Origin of the sequence: Bradyrhizobium sp. 1 (assembly GCF_023073315.1) — a bacterium.
Lineage (GTDB): Bacteria > Pseudomonadota > Alphaproteobacteria > Rhizobiales > Xanthobacteraceae > Bradyrhizobium.
The window spans coordinates 84,528-101,092 of sequence record NZ_JADPJH010000035.1 but is presented as its reverse complement, the minus strand read 5'-3'; the positions used below and the strand labels follow the sequence as shown (position 1 = coordinate 101,092).

Annotated in this window: 12 protein-coding genes and 1 pseudogene; 3 read left to right on the top strand and 10 right to left on the bottom strand. The window is 65.0% G+C overall.

Features of this window, described 5'->3' with window-relative positions:
• Positions 1-394: pseudogene (locus IVB29_RS33945) on the bottom strand (flagellin); the annotation flags it as partial.
• A gap of 319 nt (positions 395-713) precedes the next feature.
• Between IVB29_RS33945 and flbT the strand changes: the two are divergent.
• Positions 714-1,151: a flagellar biosynthesis repressor FlbT gene (gene flbT, locus IVB29_RS33940; protein ID WP_247507783.1), complete on the top strand. Its 438-nt coding sequence runs from the start codon at positions 714-716 to the stop codon at positions 1,149-1,151.
• 69 nt (positions 1,152-1,220) lie between these two features.
• Here the strand turns inward: flbT and IVB29_RS33935 are convergent, their stop codons facing one another.
• From IVB29_RS33935 to IVB29_RS33895, 9 genes are all read right to left on the bottom strand, one after another.
• Positions 1,221-2,717 (bottom strand): aspartate aminotransferase family protein, encoded by a 1,497-nt coding sequence (locus IVB29_RS33935; protein WP_247507782.1) that lies wholly within the window; start codon positions 2,715-2,717, stop codon positions 1,221-1,223.
• Positions 2,714-3,961, bottom strand: a complete 1,248-nt coding sequence (locus IVB29_RS33930) for a hypothetical protein (RefSeq protein WP_247507781.1) — start codon at positions 3,959-3,961, stop codon at positions 2,714-2,716. Before IVB29_RS33930 ends, IVB29_RS33935 begins: the two co-directional genes overlap by 4 nt.
• Before the next feature lies 1 nt (position 3,962).
• Complete coding sequence (locus IVB29_RS33925; protein WP_247507780.1) at positions 3,963-5,585, bottom strand: hypothetical protein; 1,623 nt, start codon at positions 5,583-5,585, stop codon at positions 3,963-3,965.
• 10 nt (positions 5,586-5,595) lie between these two features.
• On the bottom strand, positions 5,596-6,381 hold the full coding sequence (locus IVB29_RS33920; RefSeq protein ID WP_247507779.1) for a hypothetical protein: 786 nt from the start codon (positions 6,379-6,381) through the stop codon (positions 5,596-5,598).
• A 71-nt stretch (positions 6,382-6,452) separates the two neighbouring features.
• Positions 6,453-8,336 (bottom strand): flagellar protein, encoded by a 1,884-nt coding sequence (locus tag IVB29_RS33915; RefSeq protein WP_247507778.1) that lies wholly within the window; start codon positions 8,334-8,336, stop codon positions 6,453-6,455.
• A gap of 20 nt (positions 8,337-8,356) precedes the next feature.
• A complete protein-coding gene (flgK, locus tag IVB29_RS33910; protein WP_247507777.1) occupies positions 8,357-10,240 on the bottom strand; it encodes a flagellar hook-associated protein FlgK in 1,884 nt (627 codons plus the stop codon).
• A gap of 35 nt (positions 10,241-10,275) precedes the next feature.
• On the bottom strand, positions 10,276-12,528 hold the full coding sequence (locus IVB29_RS33905) for a flagellar hook-basal body complex protein (RefSeq protein ID WP_247507776.1): 2,253 nt from the start codon (positions 12,526-12,528) through the stop codon (positions 10,276-10,278).
• 235 nt (positions 12,529-12,763) lie between these two features.
• A complete protein-coding gene (msrB, locus tag IVB29_RS33900; RefSeq protein WP_247507775.1) occupies positions 12,764-13,276 on the bottom strand; it encodes a peptide-methionine (R)-S-oxide reductase MsrB in 513 nt (170 codons plus the stop codon).
• 86 nt (positions 13,277-13,362) lie between these two features.
• The gene (locus IVB29_RS33895) at positions 13,363-14,820 is read right to left on the bottom strand and encodes an FAD-binding oxidoreductase (RefSeq protein WP_247507774.1); all 1,458 of its coding nucleotides are present in this window, start codon (positions 14,818-14,820) and stop codon (positions 13,363-13,365) included.
• Positions 14,821-14,973: 153 nt separating this feature from the next.
• Here IVB29_RS33895 and IVB29_RS33890 point away from each other — a divergent pair, with 153 nt between their 5' ends.
• Positions 14,974-15,510, top strand: a complete 537-nt coding sequence (locus IVB29_RS33890; protein ID WP_247507773.1) for a histidine phosphatase family protein — start codon at positions 14,974-14,976, stop codon at positions 15,508-15,510.
• Positions 15,511-15,585: 75 nt separating this feature from the next.
• Positions 15,586-16,011, top strand: coding sequence for a universal stress protein (locus tag IVB29_RS33885; RefSeq protein WP_247507772.1), 426 nt, complete (start codon positions 15,586-15,588; stop codon positions 16,009-16,011).
• Positions 16,012-16,565 lie beyond the last annotated feature (554 nt).

Genomic DNA, 16,565 nt, shown 5'->3' with positions numbered 1-16,565 from the left:
AGCTCGCATAGGTCGTCGTGCCACGCAGATCGGACGCGGTCGCGCCAGCGATCGTGGTGGAGACGTTGGACTTGGAGGAATAGCCGACAGTGGTCTGCAGCGCCTGGTTGGCGATCGACTTGGCGCTGTCGATCAGCTTCTGCAGCGAGGTGATGCCGGTGTTGGCAGCCTGCAGCACCTGCACGCCGTTGGCGATGCCATCGAGCAGATTGTTGATGTCGCTGGCACGGTTGTCGAGCGACTGGGCCGTGAAGAAGTTGGTCGGATTGTCCAGGGCCGAGTTGACGCTCTTGCCGGTCGACAGACGGTTCTGCGTGGTGGCGAGAAGATCAGCGGTGGACTGGAGGGAGAGGAGGTTCTGACGAACCGAGGAGGAGAGAACGATACCGGACATTGGGTGTTACCTTTCTGGTAAACAACGCTACTGTTACGCGTCTGCTTGGATCGAGAGTGACCCAGCGACCGGCGGACCGTGGCCCCGAGAATCTAACGAAGCATGAAATGAAAACGGGGCTTTTGCTGAGTCGCGGGATGATTCGGAAGGGCAACCGCCACTTGCCATCGCGCTGCCGCACGATTCCGCCATTGAAATGATTAGGCTTTTTCGCGCGAAAGACCCGGATTTACAACTCGTTAACTAGTCTTGATGGAGTATTGCGCCCTGATCCGCCGCAACACGCGCTCGGTTACGAAAGCGTTGATGGAGAACTGGCATGGCCCTCAAGGTCGAGCTGAGACCGCACGAACGCATCATCGTCGGTAACTGCGTGATAACCAACACCGACCAGCGCGCCCGCCTTCTGATCGACGGCGACAACGTGCCGATCCTGCGCGAGCGCGACATCCTCACGCCGGAGACCGCCGACACGCCCGCCAAGCTCGTCTATCTGGCGGTCCAGCTCATGTACATCTCGCCGGATCCGCAGGGCCAGCACGGAACCTATTTCAACCTGGTGCGCGACATCGTCACCGCCGTGCCGAGCGCCTGGCCGATCATCGAGGACATCAACAATCACATCATGAGCGGCGATCTCTACCGGGCGCTGAAGGATGCCCGCAAGCTGATCGTCTATGAAGACAAGCTGCGGGAGCAGTTCGAGGCCACCCATCCCAAGGAGGACGTCAAGGAAGACGTCAGCTCGGCCGCCTGAGCGCTTCGCAACATCCGAACGAAAACGCCCCGGACCAGTCCGGGGCGTTTTCGTTTTAGGGGCCCGACGTCACTGCGCCGCGAGCGGCGGCGCCTCGACCTCGATTACGCCGCCGCTGCGCCGTCCGCCAAACTCCAGCACGGCCGCGACCAGCGCATCGATATCCGTCTCCTCGGTGCGATGATTGACGATGGCGGCGCGGATCGCGATCTTGCCGTCCAGCGTGGTGCTCGACGGCGCCGCAATGCCGGACTCCTGGACGTCGGCGACGATCTCGCGATTGACCGCATCGCCAGCGCGATAGCGGAAGCAGACGATGTTGAGGTTCACCGGCGCCAGCAATTCCAGCCGAGGTTCGGCCAATACGCGCGCTTCCAGATATTTCGCCAGCGCACAGCTTCGCGTGATCACCGCACCCAGCCGGTCGGTGCCGAACGTCTTCAGCGTGAACCAGGTCTTCAGCGCGCGGAAACCGCGCGACAGATCGGGACCGAGATCGCAGGGCCAGACCGCGCCCGCGGCAAGCCCCCTCGCCTCGCGGCTGAGATAGGCTGCCGGCTGGGCAAAGGCCTGCCGATGCTGCTCGCCGTCGCGCACCAGCAGGAAGCCGGCGTCGTAGGGCACCTGTCCCCATTTGTGGAAGTCGAGCGCAATGGAATCCGCAAGCTCAATGCCGCCGAGCTGCGGTGCGAGCTCGGGTGAGAGAATTGCGAGCGCACCGAAAGCGCCATCGACGTGAAACCAGATTCCCTCCTCGCGGCACAGCGCGGCGATGGCCTTGAGATCGTCGATCGCGCCGATATCGACGGTCCCGGCCGATGCGACGACAAGGAACGGCTTGAAGCCGACCTCGCGGTCGACGGCGATCTGTGCACGGAGCGCGGAGACGTCGATGCGATGGTCGGCGTCGATTTGGATCTTGCGCAACGCATCGCTGCCAAGCCCGGCGATGTCCATTGCCCGCGATACGCAACCATGCGCGGCCCGCGACGTGTAGGCGGTGAGCAGCGCGCCATCATTGCCGATACCGTATTGCCGCGCCAGCCGGCCGAGCGCAGCTGTGCGCGCCACCAGCACAGCCATCAGATTGGCCATCGACGTGCCCGTGACGAAGATGCCGCTCGCATTCTCCGGGAAGGCGAACAGACGGCGCATCCAGTCGACGATCTGGCGTTCGACCTCGATCGGCATGTGATCGCGCCCGCCGAGATTGGCGTTGAGGCCAGCCGCAAGCATCTCGGCGAGCATGCCGACCGCGGTGCCGCCGCCATGCACCCAGCCCATGAAGCCGGGATGAACGTTGCCGGTCGCGTAAGGCGCGACATGTTCGGTGAATTCGCGGTAGACATCGGCGAGATCGCTGGCCTCGCGCGGCACGTCGGACTTGATGGCCGCGCGGACATCATCGGGGATCGGCTGCCATACCGGACGCGCACGAACATTGGCCATGCCATCGATGGTCTCGTCCAGCATGCGATGGGCGAGCGCGCGAAATTCGTTCCAGTCCTGCGGATCGAGTGAGGTGTGCGCGACGGAGCTTTGCGTATTGCGGATGATCTCGTTCATGCTGCGCTCTCCTCGCCGGCCTTGTGGCCCATCTCGGCGTGTCGCGACAGCATCGCGGTGAACGCGGCAAAGATCTTGCGCATCTGCGGCGGCTTGTAGGGAAACACGGACGGAGGATCCATGTTGTGCACGACGGCGGTGTTGTCGGCCTCGAACACCAGCAGCTCACCGTCGCGGTTCTCGGCGCAATCGACGATGAAATAGTCGAGGCCCACGCGCTTGCTCATCTCGTCGAGCGCGCTGCGATGACGCGCGGCGAAACCGCTGTCGAAGTCGATCATGAAGACGGCTTCTTCAGCCCGCTTCTCTTCGCTGAACGCCATGTAGGCGTTGAGATACCAGATGTCCCAGCGGTCGGCGATCGCCATGTGGCAGGCGTAGGGTTTTCCGTCGACCATGGCGAGACGATATTTGCGGTAAAGCCCGTCGGCGCTCGCATAGTCGACGAAGCGCGCGACGAAGAAGTCCTGCTCTTGCCGCTCGATGAGATAAGCTGCGAGCGCCGCAGCATCGTCGATCTTCGCGAGACCGACGCCGGCATGCGTACCGCGCGGCCGCACGATCATCGGAAAGCGCAGTTCGCCGGTGATGTCGGCGCAGGCGATCTTTCCTTCCAGAAGCTCCGAAAATTGCGCGCGCGTCGCGTGGGCGGTCACGGGAATGTCGAGACCGGATATGCCCGCCAGCAAGCGGTACAGCTTGTCGCGATCGAGATTGCCGATGAGATCGGGGCGGTTGAGCAGCGGCCGCGGCCAGCTTGGCGCAGCCTGTTCGATCACAGCGAGTGTCTCGCGGCATTCTTCGGAATCGGAGGCGACCACGATGGCGATGTCGTGATCGGGCAGTGTCTCCGGCAGGCCGATGCCCTTGATTACGTAAAGCGTCAGCAGCTCGATGTCGGAGCCTTCGAGCAGGAATTCGATCGGAGTATTGCCGCCCATGTCGATATCGGCCGCGAGCGCAAGCACGCGCAGGCGAGGCTTCGGAAGCCCGCAAGGCGTGCGAAACAATTGATGGAAGGAGAGCACCTCGGTCTGGATCACGAGCCCGGCTTCCTTCTCGCCGAGAAGCTGGGCAACCAGCGACAGATCCAGGCCCTCGCCCGCCTCGGCCGTCCCCTCCGCGATCCGCGCCAGCAGGTGCTCGCGCAACGGATGTAGATCGCCACCCTCGAAGGCCCGGCGCGTCAATTGCGCAAAGCCGATGCGGTCGGAATAGTTCGGTGTGGAAACAGGATTCAGCATCTCAGACCTCGAGCACAAACTTCGCCGGCGCTGTGACGGCACGGTCCAGCAACAGCTCGATCTTCACCAGGACGTGGGCGATGCGATCAAGCAGGTGCTGCAAATTGCGTTGCGCCTGTGCGGCGTCCGCCGACCAGGCTTCGGTGACGAGCCGCGCGCCGACACAGAGGCGCAACACGGCCTGCGGCGCCTCGTCCGGCCGCTCCAGCCGGACCGGCTGGCCGACGAGACAGCGTTGTGCGGCGACCTGGCGGTCCGCCGCGCTGCCGCTGATCTCCTCGTTCATGTCAAGCGCCAGCGCCCGATGAACGGCGCCGGTTTCGGCGACCGAAACCGGCTTGCCGTCGCGTAACAGCATGAACGGAAAGATCGTGGTTGCCGCGAATTCCTCGTCATCCCCGCCGGCCTTCTCGGCCACGTGCGGAACGGAGCGAAGCGACGGCGACAATGCAATCATGCTGTCGATGCCGGCCGCGAGTCCGGCCAGCGCCTTGGCGCGAAACGCGCCCGGCACGGCATAATAGCCGCCGATCTCCGCAAGCGCCGCCTCCCAGCGCAACCATTGACCGAAATTCGGCCGGCGCTCGAAGCGCGAGCGTAGCGCCGTCCAGGCCATCGGCCAGTCGCTGCGGCCGGCATAGTCGAAGATGCCCGGTGCGATCGCGCCGATCCGGTCGACCGACCGCGACAAGCCTTTCGGCACCAGCAGCGCGCCGCTGAAGGCGGGGCCGCCGAAGAACTTCGAGCCGGTCATCAGCACCATGTAACCGCGATCGAGATAGGCGCGCAGCCGGCGGCGGCCGAGCCGCGCCTGGCAGGCATCGACGACCACCTGAACCTTGCGCGGCCAGCGCCGCGCGATCTCATCGAGGCAGGCAGCGCTCGGCGCGCGCCAGCCGAGCTTTGACGAATCCATGATTTGGAGGAAAACGCACCGGCCTTGCGCGAGGCTGGTCTCGACTGCACGCATTACCGCAGCATCCGCATCGGAGCGCATCGCAATGCCGGGCGCGGTGTCGAGCAGCGGCACCGCGATTCCGTCACCTGCAAGCCCCGCCACCGCGCCGTCCTTGCGTACCGCAAGGCCGCTCGCCGTCATCGTGCTGAAATGGTGCCCGCTCGCAGTATGAACCGTGCCGCTGCCGGTCTGATCCGCGCCGACCACGATCGTCACCGGCGGCGCGCCGAGCACCGCACGCGCCAGAAACAGGGCATGAAGCTGGGAATCGGTGCCGGACGGCGAGAACACGATGTCGACGCGCGACGAGAGCTGGAGGTGGCCGCGCAACTCCTCGCGCATGTCTTCGCAGCGCGCATCGAAGGCGATTTCGACCTCATCGAACAGGCATCTGTGCATCAGCTCTTCGCGCGCCAGCGCGGCGCGGTCGTAGGCCGCTTGCGAGATCGTGGACGCGGTCGAAGACGCGAAATTCCAGATCTCGGGCTCTGGCGAGGCCGCACAGCCATAGGCGTTGACGCGATCGCTCGCATCCAGCGCCAGCCGCAGATCCCCGCCGGAGACCAGCAGCGTATCCAGCGGTGTGAAGAGATCACGCAGACGGTAGCGCGAGCCGCCGTCGGGGGCGCGTCCCTCGGCTGACAGTCGGGATGCGCCGGTGCTCATCCCGGAACGCTCACGCCGCGTCGGCGGCAGCGGCCACGGGCGCGGCTGCGAACTGCGAAGCGATGTCGCCGTGGAACACCGACGGCCCAACATGGTCGAGCGAGCTCTGGATGTCGGCCCAGATCTCGCCGCCGATATCGGTCCAGCGCTTGCAGAAAGCGAAATCCTCGGAGAGATAGGTACCGGTCGCCGGTTCAATCATGCATTCGAACAGCGCGAACCGGTTCTGGCTCGCCACAAGCGTATCGTGCGAGTGCTCGCGGAAGAATTGCAGGTTCGCATAGTCCGGATGACGGCACATCGCCTCCAGCGCCTGGCGGCGGATCATCAGGAAGCCGGTGCCGGCATAACGCACGCGGGTAAAACCGTTGACCACCACGATGCGGTCGGGGTCCTCGATCTCGAGCACGTAGTCGAGCGATGCGGCCGGCACGTCAGTGCGGCCGGACTCGACCGCCCGCTTCGCCTTGTCCCAGTTGACCCGCTTGATCGGATAGCAGCCGGCAACGACATCGGCGCCACACTCGATCAGCCGGAACACCTGCTCGGGCTTGAAGCCGATATCGGCGTCGATGAACAGGAAATGCGTCGCGTCGGGGTCGTCCAGGAACATCGCGACCAGATTGGCACGCGCGCGCGTGATCAGCGCGTCGCCATCGCGCAGCAGCACCTTGAGCCCGAGATTCGACATACCGTGCACGGCGCGCTGGAGCGCGAAGATCGAGCTCGCATAGATGCTCGACACCTGCCCGCCGAAGCAAGGCGTCGCCACCACCAGTTGCATCTTGTCCGACATTGTCAGCTCCGCCCCGCTCAAATCCTCACCAAGAGGTAAAGAGGCATGGTTAACGGCGCCTTAATGCGTCCTTATAGGAACTTGACGAGCGAGAGCTGCGAGAGGTTCGAGGTAACTTGGTAGGAGGCCTGGAGCGCGTTCTGAAGCGAGAGGATCTCGCTCGCCACCTGGTCCGGCGAGGCCGACTCCGCCTGGTCGATGATGGACTGGAGCTGCGCCTTGGCCTGGGTCTGCCGCGTGCCGGCGTCCTTCATCGTGTTCTGGGCCATCGCAAGGTCGGTCTGGATGTCTTCAAGGCGTTGCTGGCCGGGCTGTTTCGTCAACGCCTGGGTCGTGCGCAGGCTCAGCGCCGCGACCTGCCCGCCCGAATACTGCCCGGTCGGCGAGGTCGCGAACGTCCCGAACACGGCGACCGCCTGCAACTCCTTGCGGATCGCATCCTCGTTAGCCTGCGCGCCATATTGCACCGTGACGGAATCGTCGACCCGCGCCACTGCGGTCGAGCGCGGCGAGCCGGGCCCGTCATTGCCGGTGTACCATTTCACGGTATTGGCCGAGCCGTTGACCAGCGTGGTCGCCGAGCTCGCCGGCGAAGAGCCGACGCGCAGCGGCGGCTGCGTGGCGGTGACCGGCGTCGAGCTGAAACCGAGCGCCCCCAGCGCGCCCGTGTTCAAGGTCGTGATGTTGAGGCTTGCCGCATCGTCGGTATTGATGGTGATCGAACCGCCATGCACGGTCGAAGGCTTCGACGTGCCGGTGATCGCGTCGATCTTGCCCATCAGCGTCTGGACGCTGTCGCCGACATTGAGCTGATTGCCGGTCGCGCCCGAACTGACGAAGGTCAGCGTGGTGCCGTTGACGGTGATGCTGTCGCCGGCGACGAAGCCGGGCGAGATCGAATCCGAGGGGCTCGCGCCTGACAGCGCCGTAGCGCCGGTGATGGGTGCCGGCGTCGCCGCCTGGTTGTTGACGGACGAGCCGATCGCCGAGCTCGCGGTGTTGAAGAAATTGTCGCCGGCCGTGATCGCGGATGCCGCCACCAGCGAGGTGTTGGCGAGCTTGGTGATCGCGGTGTTCAGCGCCGTGTTGAGATTCGAAGCGGTATTGTTCGGGTTGACCGGAACGCTCGCGTCGATCGCAAAGCTGCCGAGCGGCGTCGGCGTCGCCGTGGACGCAGTCAGGTCGATCTGCTCGGTCGAGCCGTCCGGCAGCGTGAACTGGACGCTCAGCTTGTCGCCGTTGTTCGGGTTGACGCCGTTGAGATCGACCGAGAACGACACCGGCGAGCCGCTCGGGCCGGTGACGGTCGCGCCGGTCAGCGTCGAGGACACCGCCGCAATCTTGAGCCCGAACGGCGATCCCGCGACGTCCTCGGACACCTTCACCGAGCTCGGCGTCGGCTGCGTCTGCACCAGCCGGCCCAAGCCGTTGGCGCCGAGGTCGGCGGCCTGGCGTTCCGCCATGACGGTCTTGAGCCCCGCCTGCGTCGTCGTGCCGTTGATGATGTCGCCGGCATTGGCAACCGACTGCGTGTTGAACGCCGTCCCGGAGAACAGATAGCGGTTGCCCGACTGCGTGTTGAGGACGCCGACCATCGAGCCGAACTGCGCGGCGGCGGTGTTCTGCGCGACGGTCTGGCCGTTGACGTTGAGATCCTGCGCGGTGGTGGCGGAGCCGGTCTGCACGGTGTTGCGGATTGTCGTCAGCGACTGCAGCGCGGTGTTGGCAAGGTTGATGCTGACGTTGACGTTGGTCATCGTGTCGGTATAGGCGGCGATGTTGGAGATCTGCGAGCGCCCGGCGATCGCGAAGCCCTCGTTGGTGCCCATCCCGGAATAATTCTGCGACAGCTTGCCGGTCGAGAGCTGCGTCGACAGGTCTGTGAGCTGCTGATTGATGTTGCGGATCTGTGCGCCGAGAACCGACGAAGAGTAGTTGATGCTGCTGATCGACATGTTTCAGAGCCCTGTACTGGTTACACTTGAGCCTGGAGCAGCGTGTTCATCATGCTCTGCACCACCGACATGACGTGGGCGTTGGCGGCATAGGCATTCTGAAGCTGGATCAGGTTCGACATCTCGGAATCCAGATTGACGCTGGAGGTCGAGTTGAATTTCGCCTGGAGGGTCGAGACCACGACGCTCTGGCCCTGCTGAAGCTGGGTCGCCTGCGTCGCGGCATTGCCCTGAACGCTGAGGAACTGCTGGAGGTAGTTCGAGACGCTGCCGGTGAAGGGCTGGCTCGCCGAACCGAGACCGCTCTGCGGCGAATAGGTGAACACCGCATTGGTGAGCTGCGAATAGAGATAGTCCGAACGCGTGGTGTCGCCCGTTGGCGTCACCGGCGAGGTGCTGTAGACCGACAGCCTGGTCGGATCGCTCGCCAGCTGCGTATTCACGGCGATGCGCCCGCCAAGGCCGGTCATCTGCGAGCCCGATGCGGTGATCGCCCCGGTGTAAAGCGCCTGCCCGCCGTCGGTGAACAGCGGCAGTTGCGGATTGCCGGAGGTCAGCGACGAGATCGTCTTGGTGCTGGACGCCGAATTGACCTTGGCGACGCCGCTATTGTCATCGGTGATGCGCAGCGTCGTGGCCGTCGCCGGCGACGGTGCGGCGGCGAATGTCAGGTGCGAGCTTGATAGCGCGGTGTTGAGCGCCGCGGCGATCGCGCCCATGCCGCCGGAGAAGTTCACGCCGATCTGCATCGGGTTGGCGTTGGTCGCATTCTGGAGCGGCAGCGCCGCCGGATCGGCCACGTTGACCAGCGTGACCTGGCGCTGGGTGTTGGTGGTCGTGTCGGTGTAGGTGAAGTTGACGGTGTTGCCCGGCTGCGCGCCGGCAAGGTCGATGTCGAAACCGGCCGGCGGGCCGGAGACCGTGCTGCCGGCCGTGGTCTTGTCGGACATCGCGCTCGACATCGTCGCGGCGAGCTGGTCGATCTGGTTCTGCGCCTGCACCAGCGTCTGGTCGCGCAGCTTCAGGTCGGCCGCGATCTGGCCGGAAGAGACCACGTTGTTGGCGACGACGTCGACCGACGATCCGTTCGGCAGCTTGATGTTGAGCGCACCGACGCCGGACTTGGACGGATCGATGTTGTAGAGCGAGGTCGCCGAGAGCGCGCCGGCGGATGCAAAGGTGAATTGCGAGGCAAGCCCGGCGCCGACCAGCTGGATGCCGGTGGTGGTGTAGATGTTGGCCTGGTTCGAACCGTCAGTCGTGACGCGGACGTCGACGAATTTCGACAGCGTGTTGATGGCCTGATCGCGCTGGTCCATCAGCGTTGCGGCCGAGGGGTCGTTTGCCGACAGGCCCTGGAGCTTGGTGTTGATGTCGGCGATCTGCTGCATCGACGCGTTGGCCTGCTGTGCCGAGGTGCCGAGATCCTGCTCTACGTTGGAGCGCAGTGACTGGATGCCCTTGGTGGTGACGTTGAGCTGCTGCGCCAATGCCTGCGCCGCACCGACGGCAACCGTTTGCGCCGACGACGAGCCTGCGCTGGTCGACAGCGCCTGCAACGCCGTGGTGAAATTGTTCAGCGAGGTTTCGAGCGTGCCGCTATTGCCGGGCGTGCCATAGACATTCTGAAGCTGCTTCAGGATGTTGGCCATCTGGTCGGCATAACCGCTGCCGCCGGTCTCGGTGCGCAGCTGGTTCAGCACATAGGTGTCGAGCTCGCGGCTGACGCCGGTCGTCATCGCCGTCGAGCCGAAGTCACCGGTGGTGACCTCGATCTGATTCGGCGTCTGGACGATGTAACCCGGCGTCTGCGAATTCGCGACGTTCGAGGACACGATCGAGAGCGCGGCCTGGTTGGCACGCAGGCCGCTCATCGCACTGGCGAGGGCTGAACTCAAACCCATGTTGACTAGCCGCCTTTGGTTACGTCACGCGCCGATCAGCGCAACACGTTCAGCAGGTCCTGCACCATCGAATTCGCCGTCGTGATCACCTTGGTGTTGGCCGAATAGGCCTGCTGGGTCACGATCAGCTTGGTGAATTCGTCGGCGATGTCGGTGTTCGAGCCTTCCAGCGACGAGCCGCTGATGCTGCCCGAGGCTCCGTCGATCGCAGGCCCCGACTGTTCCGTCGCGGCATAAGCGCCGCCGTCGAGCGCCTTGAGGTAATTGGTGCCGTTGAAGTGCGACAACGACACCTGTGCGAGGTCGAGGTTCTGGCCGTTGGAGAAGGTCCCGACCACCAGGCCGTTGTTGTTGACGGCGACCGAGCGGAGCTGACCGGCGGCGTAGCCGTTCTGGGTGATGGTGTTGATGGTCACCGCGCCGCTGGTGCTGGCATATTGCGTCAGTCCGCCCGAGGAGATGTTGAAGGAGACCGAGCCGAGCGACTGGCCGCTGACGCTGACGTTGGGAATGGTGATACCCGAGCCGCTCGGCGAGGTCAGCGAGCCGTCGGAGGCAAAGGTGAAGGCTTGGCCGGTGTTGACCCAGCCGACCGTCGTGCCGGTCGCATTCGGGTCGGTCTGGTAGAACATGTTCCAGGTGTCGGCATGGCCCGCGCCCAGCGAGGCACTGTCGGACTTGGCCCAGCGCAGCTGCAGGTTCACCGGCGTGCCGGCGGCGTTGTAGGCGGTCACCGCACCGCCGCTGATCGATTCCTTGGTGAACGTCGCGATGTCGTTGCCGATCACGCCGCCGGTGCCGGCGGTGCCGCCACCGTCACGATTCTTGGTGATGGTCGAAGTGAAGCCGAGCGCGGCGAAGGCCGCACTGTTGGAGCTGGCCACCGACAGGTTGGAGACGGTGCCGGTGTTCATCGTGATGACGCCGCCGGTGCTGACAGAAGACCCCGTCGCACCGGAGAGGACGTCGATCTTGCCGAGCAAGGTCGTGATGTTGTCGGTGATGTTGATCTGGTTCGCGCCCGCTGCGCCCGACGTCATGAAGGTCAACGTCTGACCGTCGACCGTGATGGTATCGCCGGCCGCAAAGCCCGACGAGAGCACCTCTGCGCCGCCGGCCGTCGCCGCGCCGCTCAGCGCCGTGGCGCCGGTGATCGCGGGCGAGGACAGCACGTTGCCGCCGCGCGTCACGCTGCTGATGCCGAGCGCGGTGGCTGCGGTGCCGCTGTTGACCGCCACGTCGGTGCCGGTACCGCTCGAGATCTGGATATTGCCGCTGGCGGAGAGCGAGGCCGTGACACCGGCGCCGCCGGCAGTCTGGATCGCGCTCAGGATGCTGGCCACCGTCGCCGTCGTGCCCGCGCCGAGACCGATCGTGGTGTTGCTGCCGGCCGTTGTGACGGTGGTGCCGCCGTTAAAGGTGATCGTATTACCGTTGATGGTCAGCGTCTGGCCGCTGAGCCCCGTGAGGATGCTGGAGGCAAGATGCGTGCCCACTGTATTGTCGAGCGAAGTGCTGCCCGATGCCACCGCGGACGAGTTATTCTGGAGCGGAACCGTGCCCGTCCCCGTCGACGATGAGTAGGGCGTGCGGATGTTGCCCGTGGCGGCTGCACCGGAAACGGTCGCGCTGGTATAGGGCGCGGGCGGCGTGCCCACCGGCAGCGGATTGGCCGAAAAGTCGGACGGATTGAGGCCGCCAGCGGCCACCAGGGTGCCGGTCGCCGCAGTCGTGCTCGCGACCGTGTTCGGCTGGGTCGGCAGGTTCGCCGCGTACTGGATCGAGGTGGTCGCCTGCGCCGGGATGAAGTTGTTCTGGAATTTGAGGACGGTCGCGACGTTGCCCTGCGGATTACCGGTCTTCGGGTCGACCGTGACGCCCATCAGGTAGTAGCCGGCGCCGTTGACCAGATTGCCGTTGGCATTGAGCTGGAAGTCGCCGCGCCGCGTGTAATAGGTGACCCCGCTGAACTGCGGCAAATTGTCGACGATGCCGGTCGCCTTCTGGATCGAGAAGAAGCCGTCGCCGGTGATCGCCATGTTGGTGGCGACGGTGGAGCCCGAGATCGTGCCCTGCGTGGTGATGGTGGCCTTGGCGTTGGCCGTCACGCCGCCCGCGACCTGCTTGCTCGGCACCGAGGAGTCGGGAATGAGATCGACGAAGCTGGTCCCGATGCCCTTGTAAGCGGTGGTGGATGAGTTCGCGATGTTGCCGGAGATGTTCTGCAGCGCGTAGGACTGCGCCTGCAGGCCACCCACCGAGGTGTTCATTGCATCGAAGATACCCATAACTTTGTCTCCAGATCCGATCTCGGCGGCGCCAGCGCATGGCCGCAGTCGGGGAGACAGTCGCAAAGGCTATGCCAATGCGGTTTTTCTCATTAAATCAATGCTTTAATGAAAAAGCCCCGGTCTGATGACCGGGGCACAATTGCCGGGACCGGCAACAATTGCCGGGATCGCATAGCGTTTTCGAGCGAAGTGGCCACCGGTTCGCGTGAAGAAAACGCGTCACCTAAAGAGCCTACGTGGCCGATGCCGCCGCCGGATGGAAGACCAGCCCGAAACCGTCGATGCAGTAACGCAATCCGGTCGGCTTCGGACCGTCGTCGAAGACGTGGCCGAGATGGCCGCCGCAGCGCCTGCAATGCACCTCGGTGCGGAGCATTCCGAAGGTGCGATCCTCGGTCTTGCCGACATTGCCCTCGATCGGCTGGTAGAAGCTCGGCCAACCCGTGCCGCTCTCGAACTTGGTGTCGGAGGCGAACAGCGGCAGGTCGCAGCCGGCGCAGGCGAATACGCCCTTGCGGTGCTCCTTCAGCAGGGGGCTGGTGCCCGGCCGCTCGGTGCCCTCCTTGCGCAGGATCTCATATTGCTGCGGCGTGAGCTGGGCGCGCCACTCGGCGTCCGTCTTCTCGATCTCGAATTTTTGCGCGGCCTTCTCTCCGGCCTCGGCAGGCGTTCCGCTCAGCCAGCGGAAGGCAGAAAAGCCGAACAGGCCGGCGACAGTCGTCAACAGGATGCGGCGGTCAAACATCTCATTCTCCGTGCGCAGGAAGTCCACGCTCTGAGATACGGGCTTTAACGGCCGACGTTACACTTCCGGGCGGGATTCTTCTCAACTTATTGCGAGGCGTCCTGGTCCTGCGGGACAGGTTCCACGGCTTCGGCCGACGGTTTCGGCGGCGGGGCCGGTCGCGGCCGGACACCGGACGGCGGACGGCGCGGACCGGTGCCGGCGGCCCGATTGGCTTCGGCCAGACGCGCCTCGCGTTCCCGGTCCTTGACCCGCGCCCGCTCCCGGTAGCGGGCGAGCGAGCCTGCCGCGGCGGAACTCGCCCTGCCCCAAACTCCCACCAATTGGCCCGCGACCCGCCCCGTGGTGCCCCCTGCCCAGACCAGCTCGAACGGCGAGAACAACCGCCAGCGCTCGTCGCCCCACAAAATGCTGCGCGCGATCAATTGCCCGGCCATAGCGGAGGTGTTCATGCCCTGTCGGCCGAAGCCGCTCGCCACCCACAGGCCTTTGCGCAGCTGGCCGATCTGCGGCATGCCGTGCACGGTCTGTCCGGTGGCGCCGCCGAACGTGTCGGTGATCTCGACACTGCCGAGCTCGGGGAAAATCGATCGGATCCGCCGCCTGACGGCGCCGGCAAAGCGCTGCGGCCGCGCGGCCCAGGTGGTCTCCGGGCTTTCCCACATCAGCCGGTCGCCGTCGACGACACGGAAATGGTCGACGCCATCGGAATCCACCACCGACCCCTTGAAGGCGATGATCTCGTGCACGCGCTCGCCGAGCGGCGCGGTGACGCCCGCATAGCGCCAGACCGGAAGCAATGTCTCCGACAGCCGCCTCAGGGGCGCGCCGAGATGGATGTTGCCGGCGAGCACGATATGCGTTGCGCGCAGCCGCGCCGAGGGTGTGACGATACGCTTGCGGATGCCGGAATGATCGATGCTGACGACCGGCGTATCCTCGAAGATGCGGGCGCCCGCGCGCCGCGCCAGCGCCGCAAGGCCATGCACATATTTGCGGCCGTCGACCTGGAACGCTTTGGGATAATGGACGCCGTGAAAGTAATGATCGGTCTTGAGCGCCTCGCGAACGCGATCGACCTGCCAGCCCTCGACCTCGGTGTCGAAATCCTCGTTCAGCATCTGCAAGCGGCTGATCAGCCGGTCGCCGGCATCGACGCTGGAGACCTCCAGCACGCCGTCGCTCAAACCGATCCCCGGCATGTTCTCTTCGGAGGCGTTGGCGCGCACGAACTCGGCGCCCTCCTTCGACAGCGTCCACAATTCGCGCGCGTCCTCGAAGCCGATCCGCTCGATCAGCTCGGTGAGCGGCAGCGCAAAGCCCGGCATGACCGTGCCGAGCTGATTGCCGGAGGCGTTCCAGCCGATATGGCGACCCTCGAGCACCGCGACACTGGCCCCGAGCCGGGCCGCCTCAAGCGCGATGGAGAGCCCGGCAAGCCCGGCCCCGATGACGCAGATATCGGCATCGAGATCGAACGACAGCCGTGCGCGGTCGCGAAAGCCGGCTTCTTCCTGGGACACGCTTGTGAAAGTCTCGCTCATGTCGTTTCTTAGAGCATGATCCGGAAAAGTGTGAAGCGGTTTTCCGAAAGGATCATGCTCAAAATGATAGCCTAAAGCCTAGCTGGCGCTTGTCACCTTGTCCTCAACCGGCGCCTGTAGATTATTCTGGACGTTGAACGATTCGGGAATGCCATGCGCCGTTTGATGCTGCTGCGTCACGCCAAGACCGAGACTGACGCGCCGAGCGGCCGTGACCAGGATCGCCGCCTCGACGACCGCGGCCACAAGGACGCGGCCGAGATCGGGGACTGGATCGCCGCCCATCCGCCCTTCCCGGAGACCGTGCTGGTGTCGCACGCCGTCCGTGCCAGGCAGACCTGGGACACGGCTTGGGAGACGATGAAGGACCGCGTCCCGGCGCCTGCGGTCGAAATTCTGCCGGAACTCTATGGCGCCGATCCCGCGCAGATCCTGGAGACCATTCGCACTGCAACCGCCCCGGCCGACCCCAAGCAGCTGCTGCTGGTCGCCCACAATCCCGGCATGCACGAGGCCGCCTTGATGCTGATGGGTGGCGGCGATCCCGCCTCCGCCAAGGCGCTCGCCGACAATCTGCCCACAGCGGGGCTTGCGATCTTCGACTTTGACGTCAAGGATTGGGGGGACGTGGCCTACCGCCGCGGCAAGCTGGTGCTGTTCGTCAGCCCCAGGCTGCTTCGATCGGGCTGAGACGCGCGGGCGCCGTCTCGACCGGTTGAACCAGCCTGGTCACAAGACTTCCTGACCGGAAGATTGGAGGCGCAGATGTTCAAGTCCATTCTCGTGCCCATCGACCTCGCCGACACCGATCTCGCCAAGCCGGCGATCGCGACCGCGACGACACTGTCGCAGAACTGGAACGGATCGATACGCCTGCTCAACGTGCTGCCGATGACGCCGGTGATGCTGGCCGAATACGTGCCGGCCGATTTCGACGAGCAGCAGCGCCAGACCTCGGAGGAAGCCCTCGCCATCATCGCGCGGGAGTCAGGCATCGAGGCGGGACACATCTCCAGCGTGGTGCGCCAGGGCGGCATCTACCACGAGATCCTGGAGGAAGCCGTGCAGATGAAGGCCGATCTGATCGTCATGACCTCGCACCGGCCTGCGATGCGCACCTATTTTCTCGGCTCCAATGCCGGGCACGTCGTGCGTTATGCGAAGTGCTCGGTGCTGGTGGTGAGGCACTAGCTCGGAGCAACCTCCGCTCTCGTGCCCCGGACGCTGCGCAGCACTCCCGGCGATGCGAAGCATCGTCGGGTGTGATGCGCTGCAGAGCCGGGGCCCATTCATCAGCGAATGCCGCGGCCTGCTGGGTCCCGGCTCTGCGCAGCAACGCGAAGAGCGTTGCAGCGCGTCCGGGACACGGGGAGCCTTGTCCCGGATGGAGCCACAATATCTTGCGTTGCCCGTCGGGCAAAACACCCAAGGTAACGGTCAATCCGCGCGGCTAAAAATATTCCACTTTACCGAAATTCGGAAAGGGCGTAGATATCACCTCACTCCGGCCCAAGAAAGAGGGGCGTATCGCGATCGTCACGAACGCGGGCCGGACGGCGGTGGACGTGGGCCACATCGGCGCGAAGGGTTTCGCAGGGCGGGCAACCGTGAGCGAGGACGTCGCGCGCACGACCGGTGTGATCCGCGTACGGCAAAATCGTGTGGTCCTGGCGCCCGGGGTCTGTGCGCCAAGTCTTGCGGTGATGTCGCGGCCCAACCGGGGCGCGTGCATCAGTCATCCGCAC

What these genes read in the sequence shown, in the direction of transcription:
- flbT (WP_247507783.1), top strand. Translation starts at nt 714, where the DNA reads ATGGCCCTCAAGGTCGAGCTGAGACCGCACGAACGCATCATCGTCGGT.
- IVB29_RS33935 (WP_247507782.1), bottom strand. Translation starts at nt 2,717, where the DNA reads ATGAACGAGATCATCCGCAATACGCAAAGCTCCGTCGCGCACACCTCA.
- IVB29_RS33930 (WP_247507781.1), bottom strand. Translation starts at nt 3,961, where the DNA reads ATGCTGAATCCTGTTTCCACACCGAACTATTCCGACCGCATCGGCTTT.
- IVB29_RS33925 (WP_247507780.1), bottom strand. Translation starts at nt 5,585, where the DNA reads ATGAGCACCGGCGCATCCCGACTGTCAGCCGAGGGACGCGCCCCCGAC.
- IVB29_RS33920 (WP_247507779.1), bottom strand. Translation starts at nt 6,381, where the DNA reads ATGTCGGACAAGATGCAACTGGTGGTGGCGACGCCTTGCTTCGGCGGG.
- IVB29_RS33915 (WP_247507778.1), bottom strand. Translation starts at nt 8,336, where the DNA reads ATGTCGATCAGCAGCATCAACTACTCTTCGTCGGTTCTCGGCGCACAG.
- flgK (WP_247507777.1), bottom strand. Translation starts at nt 10,240, where the DNA reads ATGGGTTTGAGTTCAGCCCTCGCCAGTGCGATGAGCGGCCTGCGTGCC.
- IVB29_RS33905 (WP_247507776.1), bottom strand. Translation starts at nt 12,528, where the DNA reads ATGGGTATCTTCGATGCAATGAACACCTCGGTGGGTGGCCTGCAGGCG.
- msrB (WP_247507775.1), bottom strand. Translation starts at nt 13,276, where the DNA reads ATGTTTGACCGCCGCATCCTGTTGACGACTGTCGCCGGCCTGTTCGGC.
- IVB29_RS33895 (WP_247507774.1), bottom strand. Translation starts at nt 14,820, where the DNA reads ATGAGCGAGACTTTCACAAGCGTGTCCCAGGAAGAAGCCGGCTTTCGC.
- IVB29_RS33890 (WP_247507773.1), top strand. Translation starts at nt 14,974, where the DNA reads ATGCGCCGTTTGATGCTGCTGCGTCACGCCAAGACCGAGACTGACGCG.
- IVB29_RS33885 (WP_247507772.1), top strand. Translation starts at nt 15,586, where the DNA reads ATGTTCAAGTCCATTCTCGTGCCCATCGACCTCGCCGACACCGATCTC.